Here is a 21,853-nt window from a genome sequence, read left to right on the forward strand (position 1 = left end):
AATGTGGGAGCAACTGTCTAAATGGATTCAATTCAGAAGTCATATTCATAGGCAGCAAGACTCCCACAGCTCTAGGCCATGCAATGCTGAACGAAAGAGCTGCTGCCGTGCTAAGCGGTGTGCTCTTTCCATTCAGTGCCGTCACGCAGCATCGCGTTCAGGCGTACCAATAAAACGCGCATACAGGCGATCAGTGCAACCTTGGCGCATTTACCTTTATCACGTAACAACTGGTATCGAGCTTGGAATTCCGGCTGGTCCCGAATGATCACCCAGCAGGCCATATACAGTGAGCGGCGGGCTGCAAATCTTCCGCCACTAATGTGGCGTGCACCTTTGTGCTTTCCGCTGTCGTTGTTGTAGGGCGCGAGGCCTGCAAGTGCCGCGATCGGGCGTCCCCCGATTTCGCCCAACTCGGGAAGGTAAGCCATAAGGCTGCTGGCCGTAATCAGCCCAATTCCCTTGACCGAGCACAGTCGAGCCACCTTTTCGCGATCTAGCTCGTTCGCACTTTGACGAATCAGCTGATTTATCGCTTCCACTGCTGCGCTCAAATACTCGATATGGCTCTGCAATGCAGGCTTCACCGCATCGCAGGACGCCGTTTTCAGGCGCCGCCTGTCGTCATCTCTTTGCTGAACAAAATGCTCTCGCTGCTGGACCAATGCGCGCAGTCTTTCATGCTCAGGGCTTGTGATTCGGGCGCTTGGCGAGTCTATGACGGCTGCAAATTGTGCAAGAGACTTTGCGTCTATCGGGTCGGTTTTGGCTTTTTGGCCCATCGCTCTGGAAAACGCTTTGGCGCGACGAGGGTTAACGCAAATGACCTGAAGGCCAGCCGCTTGCGCCGCTTTAACAACGTTTCGCTCGTAACCGCCCGTCGCTTCCACCAACACGCGGCTGACCTGGTAAAGCCGCAGCCATCCAATCAGCGCCGGCAAATCTTTCTCAGTATTTGAACAACTTACCCCAGCCTCAAGTAAATGAATCCGAGCCTCGAGGCTGTCTTTGGAAACATCAATGCCTGCTGAATAGGAAAACATGGCCAAATCCTCTTACACTCAGGGTGAGAGCGCTCTGGCTTGGCCCACGCTTGTAACTGTTCGAGGTGGGCTCGTTCAACTGTTCGGGCTCATGTCCAGAGCGGAGAGGTGAGTAGCAGCATGGGCTCCCACACGTGCTTTGAGCACTCGGGGCATTCAGCTTGCTACTCACCGCTCTCACCCTCAGTTTATTCCTGACTTAAGACACAAGGGGGCTTGCTCCCGATAGGCCGCGCAGCGGCCTCAAAAATGGGCCTGCTACGCAGTCCATCGGGAGCAAGCCCCCTCCCACTTTCGATATTGGGTGTTCTTAAATCCGAGTGAAGGTGCCGGTACCCTTCAGGATGTTTTGCAGGGTTTCCTCGACTTCGGCCATATCCGCCGCTGCAGTGGCATGGGTAATCTCCAACTGATCCTTGCCGCCCAAGGCATCGGCATCACCTGCGGCCAGCTCAACCAGCAAGGTCGTGGCGCCCAAGGTGACCTTTACGCCATCCAGGGTCGACGGTTCGTAATCCCAGGTCAGCTCAACTTCGTCCTCGTCCGGGTAGCGCGTGAGCATGAACATCTCGCCGTTCTTGCCGTGGCAGCAGAGCATCGCCATGTTGTCTTCTTCTTCGTCGCACGGGGTGGCCATCAAGGCGTCGGTGTTCAGTTGCAGCATGGGGAATCCTGTCTGGGGTAGGGCGCAATGCGGGCGATTGTGCCATTGCCGCGAATTTTGTGCTGCATGCTATGTCGTGGGCGGCATGACCTGATGGGTAAAATCAGTCACTTCCGGCACTTTTTGTCTCGAAAACAACCGATTTTTCTACCGGAATCTACGGGTTGCCCAAGTCGCAACCGCGCGCCTGCTTACCGATGACCGAATATGTCGCAGCGCCGCAAGCAGCGGTCTTCCTACACTCGTTAAGCTGCGCAACGGATGTGCATTAGCCAGGCGCCTGACCTGCCCGTCGTACCGTCACCCGGCAAAGTGCGCATCTTATGGAAGTTGTATGTGACCTGATTGTCTTGTCCAGCTTCACCCACCTGTCACCCTGATTCGTTTATGGTGCTTATTATGAATACCAGCGAACAGAGTCGACGGTCTCCCCGAAAGGGGATAACACGCGACGCTTCCATCAATAACAAGCCCAAGCGGAGTACCACAGATGGCGTTCTTCACCGCAGCCAGCAAGGCCGACTTCCAGCACCAACTGCAAGCGGCACTGGCGCAGCACATCAGTGAACAGGCACTGCCACAAGTGGCGCTGTTCGCTGAACAATTCTTCGGCATCATTTCCCTGGACGAACTGACCCAACGTCGCCTTTCCGACCTGGCCGGTTGCACCCTGTCTGCCTGGCGCCTGCTTGAGCGCTTTGACCACGCCCAACCGCAAGTGCGGGTCTACAACCCCGATTACGAGCGTCATGGCTGGCAGTCGACCCACACCGCGGTCGAAGTGCTGCACCATGACCTGCCGTTCCTGGTGGACTCGGTCCGTACCGAGCTGAACCGCCGCGGCTACAGCATCCACACCCTGCAAACCACCGTGCTCAGCGTGCGCCGTGGCGGCAAGGGCGAGTTGCTGGAAATCCTGCCCAAGGGCACCCAGGGCGAAGGCGTCCTGCAAGAATCGCTGATGTACCTGGAAATCGATCGCTGCGCCAATGCCGCCGAACTGAACGTGCTGGGCAAAGAGCTGGAGCAGGTGCTGGGCGAAGTGCGCGTGGCCGTGGCCGATTTCGAACCGATGAAAGCCAAGGTCCAGGACCTGCTGGCCGGTATCGATGCCAGCCAGTTCGTCATCGACGGCGAAGAGAAGGCCGAGATCAAGAACTTCCTGGAGTGGCTGGTGGGTAACCACTTCACCTTCCTGGGCTATGAAGAATTCGTGGTACGTGACGACAAGGACGGCGGTCATATCGAATATGACGCCAATTCCTTCCTCGGCCTGACCAAGCTGCTGCGTGCCGGCCTGACCGCCGACGACCTGCGCATCGAAGATTACGCGGTGACCTACCTGCGTGAACCGACCGTGCTGTCGTTCGCCAAGGCCGCGCACCCAAGCCGTGTGCACCGCCCGGCCTACCCGGACTACGTGTCGATCCGCGAGATCGACGCGAACGGTAACGTCATCAAGGAACACCGCTTCATGGGCCTGTACACCTCTTCGGTGTATGGTGAAAGCGTGCGCGTGATCCCTTATATCCGCCGCAAGGTCGCGGAAATCGAACGTCGTTCGGGCTTCCAGGCCAAGGCGCACCTGGGCAAGGAGCTGGCTCAGGTCGTCGAAGTACTGCCTCGTGATGACCTGTTCCAGACCCCGGTCGACGAGCTGTTCAGCACCGTGATGTCCATCGTGCAGATCCAGGAACGCAACAAGATCCGCGTGTTCCTGCGCAAAGACCCGTACGGTCGTTTCTGCTACTGCCTGGCCTATGTGCCGCGTGATATCTACTCCACCGAAGTGCGCCAGAAGATCCAGCAAGTGCTGATGGATCGCCTGAAAGCGTCGGACTGCGAGTTCTGGACGTTCTTCTCCGAATCCGTGCTGGCTCGCGTGCAATTGATTCTGCGGGTCGACCCGAAGAACCGCCTGGACATCGATCCGGTCCAGCTGGAAAAAGAAGTGGTGCAAGCCTGCCGCAGCTGGCAGGACGACTACGCAAGCCTGGTCGTCGAGAGCTTCGGCGAAGCCCACGGCACCAACGTGCTGGCTGACTTCCCGAAAGGCTTCCCGGCCGGCTACCGCGAGCGTTTTGCCGCGCATTCGGCCGTGGTCGACATGCAGCACCTGCTCAGCCTGACCGAAGCCAACCCGCTGGTGATGAGCTTCTACCAGCCGCTGGGCCAGGTCTCCGGCCAGCGCGAGCTGCACTGCAAGCTCTACCATGCCGATACCCCGCTGGCGCTGTCCGACGTGCTGCCGATCCTGGAAAACCTCGGCCTGCGCGTGCTGGGTGAATTCCCGTACCGTCTGCGTCACGCCAATGGCCGTGAGTTCTGGATCCATGACTTCGCGTTCATCGCCGCCGAAGGCGTGAACCTGGATATCCAGCAGCTCAACGACACCCTGCAGGATGCGTTCGTGCACATCGTGCATGGCGACGCCGAAAACGATGCGTTCAACCGCCTTGTACTGACCGCCGGCCTGCCATGGCGCGATGTGGCGTTGCTGCGTGCCTACGCGCGTTACCTCAAGCAGATCCGCCTGGGCTTCGACCTGGGTTACATCGCCAGCACCCTGAACAACCACACCGACATCGCCCGCGAGTTGACCCGGTTGTTCAAGACGCGCTTCTACCTGGCGCGCAAGCTCACCGCCGACGACCTGGAAGACAAGCAGCAACGCCTGGAGCAAGCGATCCTCAGCGCCCTGGACGACGTCCAGGTGCTCAACGAAGACCGCATCCTGCGTCGCTACCTGGACCTGATCAAGGCGACCCTGCGCACCAACTTCTACCAGACCGACGCCAACGGCCAGAACAAGTCGTACTTCAGCTTCAAGTTCGACCCGCGTGCCATTCCCGAGCTGCCCAAGCCGGTGCCGAAGTTTGAAATCTTCGTCTACTCGCCGCGTGTCGAAGGCGTGCACCTGCGCTTCGGTAATGTTGCGCGGGGTGGCCTGCGCTGGTCGGACCGCGAAGAAGACTACCGTACCGAAGTGCTCGGCCTGGTAAAGGCTCAGCAAGTGAAGAACTCGGTGATCGTGCCGGTGGGCGCCAAGGGCGGCTTCCTGCCGCGTCGCCTGCCGTTGGGCGGCACCCGTGACGAGATCGCGGCCGAGGGCATCGCTTGCTACCGCATCTTCATTTCCGGTTTGCTGGACATCACCGACAACCTGAAGGACGGCGCCCTGGTGCCGCCGGCCAACGTCGTGCGTCATGACGACGATGACCCGTACCTGGTCGTGGCAGCGGACAAGGGCACTGCGACCTTCTCCGACATCGCCAACGGCATCGCCATCGACTATGGCTTCTGGTTGGGCGACGCGTTCGCCTCCGGCGGTTCGGCCGGTTACGACCACAAGAAAATGGGCATCACCGCCAAGGGCGCGTGGGTCGGCGTACAGCGCCACTTCCGCGAGCGTGGCATCAATGTCCAGGAAGACAGCATCACGGTCGTCGGCGTGGGTGACATGGCCGGTGACGTGTTCGGTAACGGCCTGTTGATGTCCGACAAGCTGCAACTGGTTGCGGCCTTCAACCACCTGCACATCTTCATCGATCCGAACCCGAACCCGGCGACCAGCTTTGCCGAGCGCCAGCGCATGTTCGACCTGCCGCGTTCGGCCTGGACTGACTACGACACCAGCATCATGTCCGAAGGCGGCGGCATCTTCTCGCGTAGCGCGAAGAGCATTGCCATCTCGCCACAGATGAAAGAACGCTTCGACATCAAGGCCGACAAGCTGACCCCGACCGAACTGCTGAACGCTTTGCTCAAGGCACCGGTGGACCTGTTGTGGAACGGCGGTATCGGTACCTACGTCAAGGCCAGCAGCGAAAGCCACGCCGATGTCGGCGACAAGGCCAACGACGCGTTGCGTGTGAACGGTAACGAGCTGCGCTGCAAGGTGGTGGGCGAGGGCGGTAACCTCGGCATGACCCAGCTGGGGCGTGTGGAGTTCGGCCTCAATGGCGGCGGTTCCAACACCGACTTCATCGACAACGCCGGTGGCGTGGACTGCTCCGACCACGAAGTGAACATCAAGATCCTGCTCAACGAAGTGGTGCAGGCCGGTGACATGACCGACAAGCAGCGCAACCAGTTGCTGGCGAGCATGACCGACGAAGTCGGCGGCCTGGTGTTGGGCAACAACTACAAGCAGACCCAGGCCCTGTCCCTGGCTGCACGCCGTGCCTACGAGCGTGCCGCCGAGTACAAGCGCCTGATGAGCGACCTGGAAGGCCGTGGCAAGCTGGACCGCGCCATCGAGTACCTGCCGACCGAGGAGCAGCTCACCGAGCGTGCTTCGAATGGCAAGGGCCTGACCCGTCCGGAACTGTCGGTGCTGATCTCGTACAGCAAGATCGACCTCAAGGAAGCGTTGCTCAAGTCCCTGGTGCCGGATGACGATTACCTGACCCGTGACATGGAAACCGCGTTTCCGCCAAGCCTGGTGGCCAAGTTCTCCGAGGCCATGCGTCGTCACCGCTTGAAGCGTGAGATCGTCAGCACCCAGATCGCCAACGACCTGGTCAACCACATGGGGATCACCTTCGTTCAGCGGCTCAAGGAGTCCACCGGCATGAGCCCGGCGAACGTCGCCGGTGCTTATGTGATCGTGCGTGACATCTTCCACCTCCCGCACTGGTTCCGTCAGATCGAGGCCCTGGACTATCAGGTTTCGGCTGATGTGCAATTGGAGCTGATGGATGAACTGATGCGCCTGGGCCGTCGCGCCACGCGCTGGTTCCTGCGCAGCCGTCGCAACGAGCAGGACGCGGGTCGTGATACCGCACACTTCGGTCCGCACCTGGCCGCGCTGGGTCTCAAGCTTGACGAACTGCTGGAAGGCCCGACCCGCGAAGGCTGGCAGACCCGTTACCAGGCCTACACCAACGCCGGCGTGCCGGAGTTGTTGGCGCGCATGGTGGCCGGTACCACGCACCTGTACACCTTGCTGCCGATCATCGAAGCGGCCGACGTCACCGGGCATGACGCCGCCGAAGTGGCCAAGGCCTACTTCGCCGTCGGCAGCGCCCTGGACTTGCCGTGGTATCTGCAGCAGATCAGCGATCTGCCGGTGGCCAACAACTGGCAGGCCCAGGCCCGTGAAGCCTTCCGCGATGATGTGGACTGGCAGCAACGGGCGATCACCATCTCCGTCCTGCAAATGGCCGATGCGCCACAAGACATGGAAGCCCGCGTGGCCCTGTGGCTTGAGCAGCACAAGGACATGGCTGATCGTTGGGTCGCGATGATGCTGGAAATCCGCTCTGCGGTCGGCACGGACTACGCCATGTATGCAGTGGCCAACCGTGAACTGCTGGACCTGGCGATGAGTGGTCAGCCGGTGATTTAAACCGTTGATCCATGGCTGTAACCAAGAGTCCCCGCATGGAAACATGCGGGGATTTTTTTATGCGATCTTCAAAGGCCGGGGTTCTCGGCGATCAATACGATGGCCTGCCGACAATGATGATGGGGGCCATGAGTTTGAATACCCTGGGAATGCGCGCCTGCAGATCCAGGCGAAGGGTCTCGCAGGTTGAGTACTGTTCCAGGGTCATTTGATGCCAGATAGCATTCATGTCTTGCTTGAGTATTTCAGCCGCCGGATAGTCCGGCAGTTTCGGTAATACCAGCCCCAGTACGGCATAGGCCTTGGCGAAATCCCGCGCCAGCCCGTAGGTGCGCGGCGCCGAGGGGTGCCTTTGCGCAAAGTTGAGTTTGCCTTTGCCATTACGCGGCATGCCCGCCAGTGCATAGCCGTATTCCAGCAGCGCGTCCAATTGCCCCGTCCCTGCAAGTTGTATCAACCGTTGTTGCTTTTCCAGCACGCTGGCGCTGGACTTGCTGGAAAATACTCGATCAGCCAAGGCTTGCAGATCGCCGCCGTCCGCCGCTTTTTGCAGCAGCTCTTCAACCAGTGCACGGCGTTCCACTACGTTGGGGATCAGTTGCGGCGTGTCGCGATAGGCCTGGGCGAGTTGAAATTGTGCGGTGTGATCACCTCTGGCGACGGCCTTGTCCAACCAGCTCACCTCCTTGTCGAGCAAGAACAGAAGGCGCATGGCTTGGGTATCGCCCGCAACGGCGTTGGGCGTCAGTTGTTCGCGTGCCTTTGCAAGGGAATCGGCATCACCGAGTCGCATCAGGGCAGGGATATGGTTCTGGGCCGCTGCCAGCTTGAGCCATTGGCGCGCTTCTTCAGAGGCTATGCGCAAGTCACCGTCGCGCCGGCTGACACACAGGGACATGGCGTACTGCGCCTCGGCATGACCTCGCGCAGCGGTGATGTTCAGGCATAGCTCGGCCTGGGCGTAGCTTTCCAGGGAAAACAGTTCAAACCCGATCCTGCCCGCGATGCCATTGAGCTGGTCGAGTGATGCCTGGAGGGTTTCGCCCAACAGGCTTTTCTGCGCGTTCAACTGGGTGAGCAGTGTGAACAGCGCTGGCAGTGTTTGAGAGTCTACGTACATGAGGGTTACCTGTGCTTGTGCACTTGATGAGTGAAAACACAGGTTAAGAAAGTTGTCTGGGCCGCAAGCGTTACATAGCTATGGCTGCGCTCGGCGAGTCAGACGATGGGCCAGATGGTTCAGGTGCTGGGTCATCAGGTTCACAGCGTGGTCTGCATCGCCCTGTTCAATCGCGTCTGTCATCGCCAGGTGTTCCTGCCAGGTGCAGTAGGTGCAGGCTTGGGTTTCGTATTGCGCAATGATCAACGATGTCAGCGGTACCAGGCTGTTAAGGAACTGCGCCAACGGCGCGTTACCGGCGATCGCCGCCAACTGCAGGTGAAATTCCCCCGACAATCGAATGGCCGGTGCGCGTTGATCCCGTTCGATACAGTCGCGTTCCCTGGCAATCAGCTCGCGTAACTGGCGTACCTGGGTTGGGGTAGCTGCGGCGCAGGCCAGTTGCACTACCATGATCTCCGTCAGCCGCCGCGCTTCGAGGATCTGTCGGGTTTGCCGGGCATCCGGCGCCGCCACCTGGGCGCGCTGGTTGGGGCGCAGGATGATCACCTGTTGATGGGACAGTTTCGCCAAGACCCGGCGAATCACACTGCGACTCACACCGAAGATTTCGCCCAGGCCCTCTTCGGTAAAACGGCTGGCCGGCGCGATGCGTTGTTCCAGAATCGCGTCGAACAGCCGTGGGTAGATATCGTCCACCGAGGGTTTTTTGCCCGCGACCAGGCGCATGGCAGGCAGGGCGGTGATGACTGAATTACGGTGTAGCGCGCGGGCGGTCATGGCCTGTCTCCAATAATCAGCTGCCCAGATGGTCGTCCGGGATATTCAAGCGTATGCCCATGCGCAGACCTTCCTGAAGGATGTGCCGGCGCATCTCGGCGCTGGCCAGGGCGCTGTTCTTGTTGCGGATGGCGCGCACCACGGCTTCATTTTCCTGCAGGCGTTCGGCCAGATGTTCGGGGGAGTTGCGCAGTACATGGGCGCTCTGCTTGAGGGCGTTGCTGGTCTGTTGCACCACGTTCTGGAAGATCGGGTTGGAGGTCAGGGCGAAGAGCTCTTCGTGGAAGTTGAGGTAGGCGTTCATCCCGGCTTCGGCGTCACCTGCGTCGAGGGCTTCGCGCATATCCATCAGGGTCAGGCGCAATTGGCCGACTTCCTTGCTGCTGATGGACTGCGCTACCAGGCCGACAATGAACGGTTCGAGGGTGTAGCGCAGTTGCAGGATGTCTTCGAGGCTGGCATCGGCCACGGTGTCACTGGCTTGGGGCTCGTTCACGCTGGTTTCGAGCACCACCACGCCCTTGCCGGGCATGGAACGCACCAGGCCGAGGGTTTCCAGCACAATCACCGCTTCGCGCAGGCTGGGGCGGCTGATGCCCATCTGTTCGGCCAGCTCGCGTTGGCCGGGCAGCATTTCACCCTGGCGCCACTGGCCCCGCTTGAGCGCGGCGCGCAGTTTTTCTACCACTGAATTGACGACGGTTGAGGTGCTGATCACGTCTGCGTCTCCTTGATGTTGCAAACACGGTTGTCAAAGTCTGGGAGGGGGCTTGCTCCCTCCCACAATTGATCGATGTCTGCCATGAAAATGGATCAGAACTCCTGGTGTGTCGGCAGCACCGGTTTCTTGGCCTGGAAGGTATAACCCTGCTGGCCGTCGAGCACTTTGTTGGCGCGCTGGATATCGATATCTTTTTCCCAACGGGCAATGGCCACGGTCGCCACGCAGTTGCCGATCAGGTTGGTCAGCGCGCGGCCGATGCCCATGAACCAGTCCACCGCCAGTACCAGCACCAGGCCGACCACGGGAATGGCCGGGATGGCGGTGAGTGTCGCCGCCAGAATCACCAGCGCCGACCCGGGAATGCCGTGCGCGCCCTTGGAGGTGATCAATGACACCAGCAGGATGGTCAGCAAGTCAGTCATCGACAGGGGCGTGCCGGTGGCATTGGCGATGAACACAATGGCCAGGGTCAGGTAGATCGAGAAACCATCGAGGTTGAACGAATACCCGGTCGGAATCACCAGGCCCACGGTGGAGCTGCCAATGCCCAGGTGTTCGAGTTTGCGCATGATCTGTGGCAGCACCGCGTCGGAGGAGGCGGTGCCCATCACGATCAGCAGTTCTTCACGCAGGTACTTGAGCAGCGGCAGCATGCGCAGACCGGACAGGCGCATTACCAGGCCCAGGATCAGCGCGACAAAGGCAAAGCAGGTCAGGTAGAACAAACCCACCAGGCTGCCCAGGTGCTGCAGCGAATCCAGGCCATAGGTACTGGTGGTAAAAGCGATCGCGCCAAACACGCCAATCGGCGCCAGCCGCACGATCATGCCCATGATGCGGAAGATGATGTGGCTCAGTTCGTTGATCAGCCGCGAAATGCCTGACGCCGCTTCACCCACCAGGTTCAGTGCGCTACCGAAGAGCACCGAGAACAGCAGCACTTGCAGCACATTGTTGTCGGCGAAGGCGCCGATCACCGAGTTGGGGATCAGGTCCATCAGGAACTGGCTGGTGCCACGGATGTGTTGGCCTTTGTCGGCCAGTTCATTCAGACCGGCGGAGGAGAGCTGCTCAAGATGGATATTGGCACCGGTGCCGATGCCGGTACTGAAGGCCATGATCAAGCCGATGACCAGGGCCACGGTGGTGAGCACTTCAAAGTAGATCACCGACTTGAGGCCGATTCGCCCGACTTTCTTCAAGTCGCCGGCACCGGAAATACCGCTGACCACCACGCAGAACACGATCAGGCCGATCAGCATCTTGATCAGCTTGATAAAGCCGTCACCCAGGGGTTTGAGTTGCGAGGAGAATTCGGGAAGGGCCAGGCCGCAGATGATGCCGAGCATCAGGCCAATCACGACTTGCAGGAAAATCGAACGCGAGCACCATCTGAGCATGGGAGGGATCTCTATTCGGTGCCCTGGTGATTCCAGGGCTTAATTGTTGTGGTATTACCGGTAAGTCCAGTGCCGGGCCAGTCTACGCCGGGTTTTTTTGAAATCACAAGTAAAAATTCAGGGCTTGACCGGTCCCGGTCTGACCAGTTGGTCGGTAAGACTCAAGCTTGAGCGGTTGGCGGTTCGGAATTTTTTTCGCTTATTATCCGCGCCTTGATTGAGAGGTAATGCATGGACAAGCCAGGGCTGACCACCGACACAACAGGGCTGACCTACTGCACTTGGCGCACCTCGGCGCCGGAATATCCGCATTATCACGACCACGAGTGGGGCGTGCCGGTGGCGGATGATATTCAGCTGTACGAGAAAATTTGCCTGGAAGGTTTTCAGGCGGGCATGGCGTGGATCACCATCTTGCGTAAGCGCGAGCAGTTCCGGGCGGCATTCGAGGGGTTTGATTTTCGGCGTGTGGCGCAATACGGCGAGGCCGATATAGAGCGCTTGATGAAAGATCCGGGCATCGTGCGTAACCGGGCGAAGATCGTGTCCACGCTCAACAATGCGCGCCGGGCGTGTGAGCTGGTGGATGAAACCGGCTCGCTGGCGCGCTGGTTGTGGGCGTTTGAACCCTCGGATGAGGAGCGTCCGGCGCAGGTGGACTTGGCTTACTGGACGGGTAATCCGACGTCTGCGGCTTCGGTGCGGTTGTCGAAGGCCCTGAAGAAGCGCGGCTGGACCTACGTTGGCCCGACCACGATGTACGCGTTGATGCAGGCCATGGGCATGGTCAATGATCACCTGGAGGGCTGTGCTTGCCGGCCGCGCATTGAAGAGCTGCGCCGGCACTTCAAGCGCCCGTGAGGCGCTGATTTGCGCCTGCGGGGCTTCACCGCGTCGGCGCTCTAGCCCATCTGGCGCAGGATATCGCGCACCCGGTCCAGCGCCGGGTCGATGTCCAGCAGTTCGATCGCGCCGAACCCGAGCGTCAGGCCCTGGCGCACCGGCGCGCTATGAAAGAACACATCCAGCGGGTACAGGCCGACGTCCGCCTCCCGTGCCAACCGAATCAGCTTCGCGATATCCAGCGGCGCCTTGCACAACGCCGCCATATGAAACCCGATCACACTGGGCACCGCTTCGAACCACGGCGACAGGTCCCCGGCCAGGCGCTGCAGGATGCGCTCGCGGCGCCCGGCGTAGACCGAGTGGCAGCGGCGAATATGCTTGAGCAAACAGCCTTCGCTGATGAACTTGGCCAATGCCCATTGCGGCAACGTGGAACTGTGCTGGTCGGTCAGTTGCTTGGCCTTGAGCACTGCGCCATGAATGGCTGGCGGCAGTACGGCATAGCCCAGGCGCAACTGCGGCAGCAGGGATTTGGAGAAGGTCCCGACGTAGGCCACCAAGCCCCGGTTGTCCATGCTTTGCAGGGAGTTGGCGGGGCGACCTTCGTAGCGGAAATCACTGTCGTAGTCGTCTTCGATGATGATCGCGCCCAACGCAAGGGCGCGGGCCAGCAAGGCTTCGCGGCGCGCCAGGCTCATGGGCATGCCCAGGGGGAACTGGTGGGACGGGGTCACATAGATCAGTCGCGTGTTGTCGGGGATCTGGTCGACCTGGATGCCCTGGGCGTCCACCGGCACGTCGGCAATACGCGCGCCCATGGCCGTGAACAACTGGCGGGCGGGGCTGTAGCCGGGGTCTTCCATGGCGACGAGAGTACCGGGTTCCACCACCACGCGAGCAATCAAGTCCAGCGCTTGTTGCGCGCCGTTGGTGACCACAATGTCATTGGCGTGGCATTTCACCCCGCGAGAAAAGGCGATATGCCCGGCGATAGCCTCGCGCAATGCCGGCAGACCTTCCGGTTGGCTGTAAAAACCGCTGTTGAGTGCGACACGACGTAATGCATCCTGGGTACAACGTCGCCATTCATCCTGGGGAAATTGATTGCGCGTGGTGGCCCCGCCGAGGAATTCATAACGCAGGGTTTTCTCAGGTGTGGGATGGTGCATGGGCGAGGGCAACGCGGCCCATTTTTCCAGGTTGGCGGCGCAGGCCAGGTCGGCGGCGGTTTGCAGGCGCTCGGGCGGCGGCGCCCAGGCGTTGACGAAGGTGCCCCGGCCGATCTTGCCGACCAGCAACCCTTCATACGTCAGCGTGGCGTAGGTGTCGGAGACGGTCTTGCGCGATACGCCTAACTGCTCGGCGAGCAGGCGGCTGGGAGGCAGTTGCGCGCCGGCCGAAAGCCGCCCGGCGGCGATGGCTTCGCGCAACTGCTGGTAAAGCTGGGCGGCCAGGTCCTTGCGGCCATTGATGACGAGGTGCAATTCCATGTTTCATCCTGGGACAGATCGGTCTGCGCCAAGGTTACCCGCAAATCCCCCCTGATACTTGTAGTGAGCGGGCTTGCCCTAATGCCAGTCAGTTAAGCGATAAAGCGGACGATGGATAAATTGTGGGAGGGGCGGTGCGACGATTCGACTTGCTCCCGATGGCCTGCGTAGCAGGCCTATTTTTGAGGCCGCTGCGCGGCCTATCGGGAGCAAGCCCCCTCCCACAGTGACCGCGTTAATCCTTAACTGATTGGCATTAGGGCTTGCCCCGCGCTGGGGGGCGCAGCCGCCCTAAACCCAGGCACCTCGGTTGTCCTGAAAGACTGCGGCGTCCATGTTGGGGCGGCTTCGCCCCCCAGCGCGGGGCGAGCCCGCTCACTACAGTTGGGGTCAGGACAGGAAGCCGCCGTCCACATTCAGCGATACACCGGTGGTGTAGCTCGACGCATCACTGGCCAGGAACAATACCGCACCGGCCATCTCGCTCGGGTCGGCGACGCGCTTGAGCGGGATCTGCGCCAAGGCCATTTTCAGGATCGAATCGTTCTTCACCAGCGCCGAGGCGAATTTGGTATCGGTCAGGCCCGGCAGCAGCGCGTTGCAACGAATGCCGAACGCCGCACATTCCTTGGCGAACACCTTGGTCATGTTGATCACGGCCGCCTTGGTCACCGAGTAAATGCCCTGGAACACGCCTGGGGAAATGCCGTTGATCGAGGCCACGTTGATGATGCTGCCGCCGCCGTTCTCGCGCATCAATTTGCCGGCTTCCACCGACATGAAGAAATAGCCGCGAATGTTCACGTCGACGGTCTTCTGGAACGCGCCGAGGTCGGTGTCCAGCACATTGCAGAATTGCGGGTTGGTCGCCGCGTTATTGACCAGGATGTCCAGGCGCCCGAACTGTTCCCGGATACCGGCGAACACTTGGGTGATCTGCTCCATTTCACCAATATGGCAGGCAATCGCCGTGGCTTTGCCGCCATCGGCGATGATCGCGTCGGCCACGTGCTGGCAGCCCTCCAGCTTGCGGCTGGACACGATCACGTGGGCGCCTTGCTGGGCCAGCAGCTTGGCGATGGCCTCACCGATACCGCGGCTGGCACCGGAAACAAAGGCGATCTTGCCGTCGAGGTCGAACAGGTTGGTCTTGGACATGAGGTTTCCTTGTTCTGGTAATCAGAGTGCGGATTTGGCGATGACATTCAGGCTCATCTGCTCGAGCAGCTTGTTCATCTGGATGAACTGCGCAAAGCGTTTGTCCTGGGTCTGGCCATGGAAGAAGCGGTAGTAGATCTGCTGCACGATCCCGGCCAGGCGGAACAGGCCATAGGTGTAGTAGAAGTCGAAGTTGTCGATCTGCAGGCCGGAACGTTCGGCGTAGTAATCGACAAACTGACGGCGGGTGAGCATGCCGGGGGCGTTGCTCGGCTGGCGGCGCATCAGTTGCACGGGGGCGGGGTCGGCGGCTTCGATCCAGTAGGCGAGGGTGTTGCCCAAGTCCATCAAGGGGTCGCCGAGGGTGGTCAGCTCCCAGTCCAGCACGCCGATGATCTGCATCGGGTTGTGCGGGTCGAGGATCACGTTGTCGAAACGGTAGTCGTTGTGCACGATGCTGGACGTCGGATGGTCGGCCGGCATCTTGTCGTTGAGCCACAGACGCACTTTCTCCCAACTGGGCGCGTCCGGGGTCAAGGCCTTTTCGTAACGCTCGCTCCAGCCACGAATCTGCCGTGCGACATAGCCTTCGGGTTTACCCAGGTCGGCCAGGCCGCAGGCGGTGTAATCCACTTGGTGCAGTTCGACGAATTTATCGATGAAGCTTTTGCACAGGACTTCGGTCCGGGTCGCGTCCAGTTCCAGTTCGGCCGGCAGGTCAGAGCGCAGGATGATGCCGTTGACCCGTTCCATGACGTAGAACTCGGCGCCGATCACCGATTCATCGGTGCAATGCACGTAGGCTTTCGGGCAGTACGGGAACCCATCCTTGAGCTGGTTGAGAATGCGGTATTCGCGGCCCATGTCGTGGGCGGACTTGGCCTTGTGGCCAAATGGCGGGCGGCGCAGTACGAACTCCTGGCCCGGGTATTCCAGCAGGTAAGTCAGGTTGGACGCACCGCCGGGGAATTGGCTGATCTTGACTGTGCCGCTCAGCCCCGGAATGTGGGCCTTGAGGTAAGGATCGATCAGGCTGGCATCCAGTTCTTCGCCTGGGCGGATCTGAGTCGATTGGTCGTTAAGCGCCATGCTTATCCCTTCTGCTTATTTTAAAGGCCGTGGACTATTGGCTAATCTAATGCGCGCCGCCGCTCAGCGACAAGGTCGGGGCGGCTTAATAGGTTAGCGTGTTGGAGGATGATCAGCGGGCCTGATGTGCTCAAATCACCAGTACGGCACGGCCGCCGGGAGTACAGGACAGGTTGGCACCGATTTCGACTTTTGCCAGGTCCACGCCCAGGCCGGCGAGCAGGTTATTGACCAGCGGGTCGAGCAAAGGGCTGAGCAGGCCGGAGATGACCCCGCTGAGCAGGTTCAGCACGCCGGTCAGCACGTCGACCACCAGGCCCACCACCAAACCGAGAAGCCCGGTGAGTGTCGGTGTATGGCTGGTCAGCCGGATACCGTTGAGGGTGTCGCTCAAGCTGCCGACCACGTTATTGGCGCTGAAACTGAAATAGCTCGGCGGTTGCTTGACCTCCGGCGGCGACACATAGACATGGGCGCGGGTGGTCTTGGCGACGCTGCTGTCGACGCGCAGGCTCAGGCCGCCGACTGCGTAGGGTTGTCTTGGGTCGCACACGCCTTTGCTGCAGATCTTGACGCCAAGGTCGAGGAGCGGGAAGTCGTCGACTTTCAGCGGGGCGGTGGATGAGAACAGGTTCTTCGGGTCGACCTGGCCCACCATCAGCCTGACGGCTGAGGTGGTGCCTGACACCGAGAGGGAATTGTCGGCGGACCCGTTGCAACGGTAGCCCGTGACGTAGCTGCTGCCACTGGCGGCCTCCAGGGCGATATCGATTTGCGTGCCAGGCACCACATCCAATGAGCTGCCCAGCAGCAAACCCACCAGGTCGGTGACCAGGCCGATCACCTTGGTGAGCCCGTCGATCACCGGCAGTTTAAGGGAAATCCAGGTCCTGACTTGCGCCGTGCGCACCGCAATCGGCTGGGTGTCGATCAACTGAGGGTTACCGATAGCGGAGATCTGGGCCGGCTCGATGACCCGGGTCTTGACCGTGACATTCAACAAGCCCAGCACATCGACCGGCAGCTCGACCGCCACCGCGCTGGCCTTGTTCGACAGTTGCACAAAGCCCTGGATCAGGTTGAACAGTTGCAGGTCGACATTCAGTGCGCTTTTATCGGTGCCGTTCTGGATCTTGACCAGGTCACCCAGGTGCAGGATCTGCGTGCCGGGTGCGATCAGCTTGATGGTTTCCAGGTTGTTGATCACCACCTGGACCGCGTCGCCGCCCAGCTTGAGCACGTCGATGGCGGCCTGGATCAACTGGCCAACGGTGGCGTCGGTCTGGAGCAGTTGGTCGTAGTTGCCGGCGCTGACATTCAGGCGGATGGCCAGGGCATCCAGGTAGCTGAGCAGGCTGATATCGGTATTGATCAAGCCATTCCAACCCACCGCGTCGAGCTGCAGCTTGCCGCCCAGCAGGCCGCCGATCAGGCCATTGAGGGCGGCGGATTGAGTGCTGTCTATCGTCAGCAAGGTGCTGCGCACGGTGAGCGTGGCCACCGGTGGTGCGGGGGCGGCGGCCACGGCGGTAGCGCTCAGCAGCGTGGTCAGGCTGATGGGCTGTGCCGAAAACAGTGTGTGCAGGGCATGGGCGATGCTGGTGGCAACGCGGTGGGTGGCGATCACCTGGATCGCATCGGTTTTGCTCGGGTCGGCGCTGAAGGTGCGCATAAAGTCCGCGCCGGTGGCCAGGGCGCCGCAGGCGGTGCTCAACGTACGGTTTGCATCGACCGGGAAGTCATTGCGCAGGGCGCTTTGGGTCGCGAATTGCGCGGCATTGTCATTCGGCGCCGTGCATTTGCCGCCGCGGCTGACGGCTTCCAGCGCCGCAGTGTCGACGACGCGTTGCAGCTTGCGTTTTTCCAGGTACAGGCGGCCACTGTCGACCACCAATAGCAGAAACAACAGCGCGATCCCAAGCGTCAATGCGCCGATCAAACCAATGGCACCGCGTTGACGGGCCGGGCCGGGTCCATGGCCAACCATTGTGCGTTCCTTCGCCGGTCCTGCACCGGCGTCCTGAGCATCCCCGCATGCAGTGTAGACAGGTTTTACGACGTGGCTGGCTAATCGCTATTAGTTGCGTGGCGGCAGTGCCACCGGGGTCAGCACCGGGCGGCCGGCGAAATATTCCACCAGGTTGTCGGCCACGCGTTGCACCGTGTCATGGGCGGCTTCGGGCGACAGGCCGGCCACATGCGAGGTGAGCACGGTATTGCTCAGGCGCTTGAGGGCGTCCGGCACTTTGGGCTCATCATCGAACACATCCAGTGCCGCGCCGCCGATACGCCGTTGCTCAAGGGCGGCGACCAGGTCAGCGGTGACCACCACGCTGCCACGTCCGATGTTCACCAGATAGCCGTTCGGCCCCAGGGCGTCGAGCGCATGGCGATCGATCAGATGGCGGGTGCCCGCGCCGCCCGGCGTGGCCAGGATCAGGAAGTCCGAGGTGCGCGCCAGTTCTATCGCCGTTGCGCAGTAGGTGTAGTCCACATCATCACGGGGCTGGCGGTTGTGATAACTGACCTCCATGCCGAAACCGAGTGAAGCGCGCTTGGCGATCTCCATGCCGACTGCACCGAGCCCGAGAATGCCTAATTGTTTACCGCCCAGGGAAGGGCGCATGACCTTCGGCCATTCACTGCGCCGTACCGCCGCATCGGTCTGGGGAATACCGCGCACCAGCGACAGCAGCAACGCCATGGCGTGGTCGGCCACCGACGGCGCATTCACCCCGGCGCCATTGGTCACCACGATCCCGCGATTGCTCGCCGCCTGCAGGTCCACATGTTCGTAGCCGGCACCGATCACGCAGATGATCTCCAGCAGCGGCAACGCGGCGATTTCCTCGGCGTACAGCCCCAGTGGCCCACGGGTCAGCACAGCCTTGATCTGCCCACCGTGGGTCTTGATCGCCTGGGCGCGTTCGGCGGGCGTCGGAGCCAGGATTACATGGAACTCGCTGTCCTCGATGATGGACAGGTAGTCGTTGATGGTTTCAACCAGGACCAGAACAGTGGTGGACATCGCAAGGCTCTTCCTGAAGGGTTTGATAGGGGCAGTATGCGGGATTTGTAGGGCACAGCGTTTTGTTCAAGTAGAAAAAGTTCTTCTTGCGTAAGGCCATTCTGAATTTTCTGCTTCCCCCTCCAGCGTCGAAAAGCTGCGCCAGACTTTGTCGACTTTCCCACTTCGCAGAGACGACATGGATGCTTGTTCCTGCCACACCCGAAGAGATTGAATGGACGCCGTACGGTTACAAACACAGCCCTTCGACGCTAATACCCTGGAGAACAGTCATCGCTGGCACGTTGGTAGGCCCGGCTAAATACAGGCCCGGTATCGCTATTGAAATGCTTGAACGAGAGGCTTATAAAAATGGTGTCTGCACCACTAATGGAAAACCCTGGAAAGTCATGGAGTATCCACACTGCATTGGCGCCAGCCATGGCAGGCTCAGTCGCTGGGTCCGCATAGAACTGAGTGCTGGCGCTATTCATGGTCATCCGATTTCTGAACAGGAATTCAGGAGGTTAACAAATTGATCCCATTTCACTTTGCCGGTGGCACCGTCACTCATGATGACTTGTCGATCCTGCAGGATGTAGCGTTAGCGAAGCAGATCGACCTATTGAAGGAAGATATGCTCCAGGTCGAATTCGCGGGTGGGTTGCTGCTGGATGTGGGCTGGTACCCGGAATTTGATGCCGCGGGTGGCTTTCGAATTAATGTCATCAAGGATTTCGACTGGGCCCGCCCTGTGATTGCACTGACCGCCCACGAAACTGCTGAGCTGGTCGAAAAACTGGATATTGCGCAGAACGCTATCAATGGCGAACTGCGCAACACCCACTTGGGTACCTCGGCTTATTAGTTGAAAGCCCGTTGCCTCAGTTCCAGATGTCCAAGGCTTTGACTCGCTTCACAAACGCGCCCGCCAACGTCGCATTGTGATGCTCAATGATCGCCTCGGCCTTCAGCGCCGGGGTGTCCATGCACGTATGGCCATCCTCCGGCAACACCACCGAGAAACCCAGCTCGGCTGCCACTCGACAGGTGGTGTCGATACAGAACTGGGTCTTCATGCCCACGATCACCAATTCATTGATCTGCGCCGCTGCCAGTTGCTGCGCCAGGCGGGTGCCGTGAAAGCAACTGGGGCGGGTTTTATCGAACAGATGGTCGCGGGCCGGGTCGACGTCCAGGCCCGGCCAGAGCTGCCAGAGCGCGCTGCCGGCTGCGATCGGTGAACCCTCGGGGCCGGTGTGGCGGGCCACGAATATCGGTGCCTGGGCTTTGCGAGCGCGCTGAATCAGCTGGTTGATGGTGCCCAGAACGCGTTCGCGCTCGAAGGGTTTTTCCGGCCCATCGTATAAACCGGTTTGCATATCGATGATCAACAGGGCGTTTGCCATGGTCTTGCTCCTTGCAGTGGCCAGAGGGCGAGGCAATAAAAAGGCCCCGTCCATTGCTGGCGGGGCCTTGGGTTGTTTGGGGGTGTCTCTAGTTCACGCACCCACGGCAACCGCACGACCCGCCATGAGCGGTCGTGGTGGTGGTACGGGTGAGGCGCAACGGGATTGGGTTCATGGTTTGATGATGCTGGGAAGGGCGGCGGGCTGTCAATGGACACGACTGAAAGCCCTTCCGGTTGCCCTGTATTGTGCTGCGGCCCGCTGATACCGCGGCTTATGGCCGACCTTGCGCATCTGCACCGCAACACCGTTCCTCAGCTAAGTCTTTGCTTATTCGAAAGAATCCCGGAGAATCGCGCGCTTGTTATGGCTGGGGCGCTGCCTGTCAGGTATTTCTGACTCGTCCCGGCCGTGTGAATGCGGAGATCCGACCGGATGAATGATCAGGCCAATAGCGTCGACGAACGTTATGCAACGACACCTGCAACCCTCACAAGCTGGAGCCGCCAGGACACGACCTGGATGCTCGGCCTGTTCGGCACCGCCATTGGCGCCGGTACTTTGTTCTTGCCGATCAACGCGGGTCTGGGGGGCTTCTGGCCGCTGGTGATCCTCGCGGTACTGGCATTCCCGATGACATTCTTTGCCCACCGTGGCCTGACCCGTTTCGTCTTGTCCGGCCGCGACGGTTCCGACATTACCGACGTCGTCGAAGAGCATTTCGGCCTCAAGGCCGGCGCATTGATCACCCTGTTGTACTTCTTCGCGATCTTCCCGATCCTGCTGATCTACAGCGTGGCGCTGACCAACACCGTCAGCAGCTTCATGGAGCACCAATTGCACATCCTGCCGCCGCCTCGTGCGGTCCTGGCGTTCGTGCTGATCCTCGGCCTGCTGGCGGTAGTGCGCTGCGGTGAACAAGTGATCGTCAAGGCCATGAGCCTGATGGTGTACCCGTTCATCGTGGCCTTGCTGTTCCTGGCGGTGTACCTGGTACCGCACTGGACCGGCGGCATCCTGAGCACCGCCAATGAAGTGCCGGCACCCTCGGCGCTGCTCAACACGCTGTGGCTGGCGATTCCGGTGATGGTGTTCTCGTTCAACCATTCGCCGATCATCTCGGCGTTCGCCGTTGATCAGAAGCGCCAGTACGGCGCCCACGCTGATGAGCGCAGTTCACAGATCCTGTCCCGTGCGCACCTGTTGATGGTGGCGATGGTGCTGTTCTTCGTGTTCAGTTGTGTGTTGACCTTGTCACCGGCGCAACTGGCGGAAGCGAAAGCCCAGAACCTGTCGATCCTGTCGTACCTGGCCAACCACTTCGATAACCCGACTATCGCTTTCGCCGCGCCGCTGATTGCATTTGTGGCGATTGCCAAGTCGTTCCTTGGCCACTACATCGGGGCCAGCGAAGGTCTCAAGGGCCTGGTGCTCAAGACCGGTCGCCGTCCGGCCGCCAAGTCACTGGACCGCCTGACCGCCGCGTTTATGCTGATCGTGTGCTGGCTCGTTGCCACGCTTAACCCAAGCATCCTTGGCATGATCGAAACCCTGGGCGGCCCGGTGATCGCGTCGATCCTGTTCCTGATGCCGATGTATGCCATTCGCAAGGTGCCGGCCATGGCCAAGTACCGCGGGCAGGCATCCAACGTGTTCGTCACGGCCGTGGGCCTGGTGGCAATCACGGCGTTGATCTACTCGCTGCTGTCCTGACCTCAGGGCGTTAGGCACACAGCCGATTCGCGCACACCGCGAATCGGCTTTTTTTTGCCG

The 21,853-nt window shown here is 60.5% G+C and carries 16 protein-coding genes; 4 read left to right on the forward strand and 12 right to left on the reverse strand.

Going from position 1 to position 21,853, the window contains the following annotated elements; translation table 11 throughout:
• Positions 1 to 110 precede the first annotated feature (110 nt).
• Together C9383_RS06445 and C9383_RS06450 are read right to left on the reverse strand one after the other, a co-directional pair.
• A complete protein-coding gene (locus C9383_RS06445; RefSeq protein WP_090365966.1) occupies positions 111 to 1,043 on the reverse strand; it encodes an IS110 family transposase in 933 nt (310 codons plus the stop codon).
• A gap of 310 nt (positions 1,044 to 1,353) precedes the next feature.
• The gene (locus C9383_RS06450; protein WP_060752626.1) at positions 1,354 to 1,707 is read right to left on the reverse strand and encodes a hypothetical protein; all 354 of its coding nucleotides are present in this window, start codon (positions 1,705 to 1,707) and stop codon (positions 1,354 to 1,356) included.
• 490 nt (positions 1,708 to 2,197) lie between these two features.
• Between C9383_RS06450 and C9383_RS06455 the strand changes: the two genes are divergently transcribed.
• Positions 2,198 to 7,057 carry an NAD-glutamate dehydrogenase gene (locus tag C9383_RS06455; protein ID WP_090370669.1) on the forward strand — a complete coding sequence of 1,620 codons (4,860 nt, stop codon included), beginning with the start codon at positions 2,198 to 2,200 and terminating at the stop codon, positions 7,055 to 7,057.
• A gap of 91 nt (positions 7,058 to 7,148) precedes the next feature.
• Here C9383_RS06455 and C9383_RS06460 read toward each other — a convergent pair whose 3' ends face one another.
• The 4 genes from C9383_RS06460 to C9383_RS06475 form a co-directional block, all read right to left on the reverse strand.
• Positions 7,149 to 8,177 carry a tetratricopeptide repeat protein gene (locus C9383_RS06460; RefSeq protein ID WP_090370671.1) on the reverse strand — a complete coding sequence of 343 codons (1,029 nt, stop codon included), beginning with the start codon at positions 8,175 to 8,177 and terminating at the stop codon, positions 7,149 to 7,151.
• 78 nt (positions 8,178 to 8,255) lie between these two features.
• Positions 8,256 to 8,957 carry a GntR family transcriptional regulator gene (locus tag C9383_RS06465; protein ID WP_090370673.1) on the reverse strand — a complete coding sequence of 234 codons (702 nt, stop codon included), beginning with the start codon at positions 8,955 to 8,957 and terminating at the stop codon, positions 8,256 to 8,258.
• Between the two features lie 16 nt (positions 8,958 to 8,973).
• Positions 8,974 to 9,675, reverse strand: a complete 702-nt coding sequence (locus C9383_RS06470; RefSeq protein WP_090370675.1) for a FadR/GntR family transcriptional regulator — start codon at positions 9,673 to 9,675, stop codon at positions 8,974 to 8,976.
• Between the two features lie 95 nt (positions 9,676 to 9,770).
• Positions 9,771 to 11,096: a C4-dicarboxylate transporter DctA gene (locus tag C9383_RS06475; RefSeq protein ID WP_174554059.1), complete on the reverse strand. Its 1,326-nt coding sequence runs from the start codon at positions 11,094 to 11,096 to the stop codon at positions 9,771 to 9,773.
• Between the two features lie 216 nt (positions 11,097 to 11,312).
• Between C9383_RS06475 and C9383_RS06480 the strand changes: the two genes are divergently transcribed.
• On the forward strand, positions 11,313 to 11,942 hold the full coding sequence (locus C9383_RS06480) for a DNA-3-methyladenine glycosylase I (protein ID WP_090370680.1): 630 nt from the start codon (positions 11,313 to 11,315) through the stop codon (positions 11,940 to 11,942).
• 41 nt (positions 11,943 to 11,983) lie between these two features.
• On the opposite strand, the gene pdxR is transcribed toward C9383_RS06480, so the two are convergent.
• The 5 genes from pdxR to C9383_RS06505 all read right to left on the reverse strand — a co-directional run bounded on the left by pdxR (position 11,984) and on the right by C9383_RS06505 (position 18,692).
• Positions 11,984 to 13,417, reverse strand: coding sequence for a MocR-like pyridoxine biosynthesis transcription factor PdxR (gene pdxR, locus C9383_RS06485; RefSeq protein ID WP_090370682.1), 1,434 nt, complete (start codon positions 13,415 to 13,417; stop codon positions 11,984 to 11,986).
• 390 nt (positions 13,418 to 13,807) lie between these two features.
• A complete protein-coding gene (locus C9383_RS06490) occupies positions 13,808 to 14,575 on the reverse strand; it encodes an SDR family oxidoreductase (protein ID WP_060752634.1) in 768 nt (255 codons plus the stop codon).
• 21 nt (positions 14,576 to 14,596) lie between these two features.
• Positions 14,597 to 15,664 carry a phosphotransferase family protein gene (locus tag C9383_RS06495; RefSeq protein ID WP_090370684.1) on the reverse strand — a complete coding sequence of 356 codons (1,068 nt, stop codon included), beginning with the start codon at positions 15,662 to 15,664 and terminating at the stop codon, positions 14,597 to 14,599.
• Between the two features lie 130 nt (positions 15,665 to 15,794).
• Positions 15,795 to 17,651 carry a pilus assembly protein TadG-related protein gene (locus C9383_RS06500; RefSeq protein WP_090370686.1) on the reverse strand — a complete coding sequence of 619 codons (1,857 nt, stop codon included), beginning with the start codon at positions 17,649 to 17,651 and terminating at the stop codon, positions 15,795 to 15,797.
• 90 nt (positions 17,652 to 17,741) lie between these two features.
• Positions 17,742 to 18,692: a 2-hydroxyacid dehydrogenase gene (locus C9383_RS06505; RefSeq protein ID WP_060752637.1), complete on the reverse strand. Its 951-nt coding sequence runs from the start codon at positions 18,690 to 18,692 to the stop codon at positions 17,742 to 17,744.
• 514 nt (positions 18,693 to 19,206) lie between these two features.
• Here C9383_RS06505 and C9383_RS06510 point away from each other — a divergent pair.
• The gene (locus tag C9383_RS06510) at positions 19,207 to 19,539 is read left to right on the forward strand and encodes a hypothetical protein (RefSeq protein WP_090370688.1); all 333 of its coding nucleotides are present in this window, start codon (positions 19,207 to 19,209) and stop codon (positions 19,537 to 19,539) included.
• A gap of 16 nt (positions 19,540 to 19,555) precedes the next feature.
• Here the strand turns inward: C9383_RS06510 and C9383_RS06515 are convergent, their stop codons facing one another.
• A complete protein-coding gene (locus C9383_RS06515; RefSeq protein WP_090370690.1) occupies positions 19,556 to 20,080 on the reverse strand; it encodes a cysteine hydrolase family protein in 525 nt (174 codons plus the stop codon).
• Positions 20,081 to 20,515: 435 nt separating this feature from the next.
• Here C9383_RS06515 and C9383_RS06520 point away from each other — a divergent pair, with 435 nt between their 5' ends.
• Positions 20,516 to 21,793, forward strand: coding sequence for a serine/threonine transporter (locus tag C9383_RS06520; protein ID WP_090370692.1), 1,278 nt, complete (start codon positions 20,516 to 20,518; stop codon positions 21,791 to 21,793).
• The last annotated feature ends 60 nt before the right edge of the window (positions 21,794 to 21,853 follow it).

Source organism: Pseudomonas palleroniana, from assembly GCF_003031675.1.
In the GTDB taxonomy this organism is placed as follows: Bacteria; Pseudomonadota; Gammaproteobacteria; order Pseudomonadales; family Pseudomonadaceae; genus Aquipseudomonas; species Aquipseudomonas palleroniana.

Bases quoted from the DNA above. Each gene is read 5' to 3' on its own strand.
- C9383_RS06520 (WP_090370692.1), top strand. From the start codon at position 20,516: ATGAATGATCAGGCCAATAGCGTCGACGAACGTTATGCAACGACACCT.
- C9383_RS06515 (WP_090370690.1), bottom strand. From the start codon at position 20,080: ATGGCAAACGCCCTGTTGATCATCGATATGCAAACCGGTTTATACGAT.
- C9383_RS06500 (WP_090370686.1), bottom strand. From the start codon at position 17,651: ATGGTTGGCCATGGACCCGGCCCGGCCCGTCAACGCGGTGCCATTGGT.
- C9383_RS06465 (WP_090370673.1), bottom strand. From the start codon at position 8,957: ATGACCGCCCGCGCGCTACACCGTAATTCAGTCATCACCGCCCTGCCT.
- C9383_RS06480 (WP_090370680.1), top strand. From the start codon at position 11,313: ATGGACAAGCCAGGGCTGACCACCGACACAACAGGGCTGACCTACTGC.
- C9383_RS06445 (WP_090365966.1), bottom strand. From the start codon at position 1,043: ATGTTTTCCTATTCAGCAGGCATTGATGTTTCCAAAGACAGCCTCGAG.
- C9383_RS06450 (WP_060752626.1), bottom strand. From the start codon at position 1,707: ATGCTGCAACTGAACACCGACGCCTTGATGGCCACCCCGTGCGACGAA.
- C9383_RS06490 (WP_060752634.1), bottom strand. From the start codon at position 14,575: ATGTCCAAGACCAACCTGTTCGACCTCGACGGCAAGATCGCCTTTGTT.
- C9383_RS06495 (WP_090370684.1), bottom strand. From the start codon at position 15,664: ATGGCGCTTAACGACCAATCGACTCAGATCCGCCCAGGCGAAGAACTG.
- C9383_RS06460 (WP_090370671.1), bottom strand. From the start codon at position 8,177: ATGTACGTAGACTCTCAAACACTGCCAGCGCTGTTCACACTGCTCACC.
- C9383_RS06505 (WP_060752637.1), bottom strand. From the start codon at position 18,692: ATGTCCACCACTGTTCTGGTCCTGGTTGAAACCATCAACGACTACCTG.
- C9383_RS06455 (WP_090370669.1), top strand. From the start codon at position 2,198: ATGGCGTTCTTCACCGCAGCCAGCAAGGCCGACTTCCAGCACCAACTG.
- pdxR (WP_090370682.1), bottom strand. From the start codon at position 13,417: ATGGAATTGCACCTCGTCATCAATGGCCGCAAGGACCTGGCCGCCCAG.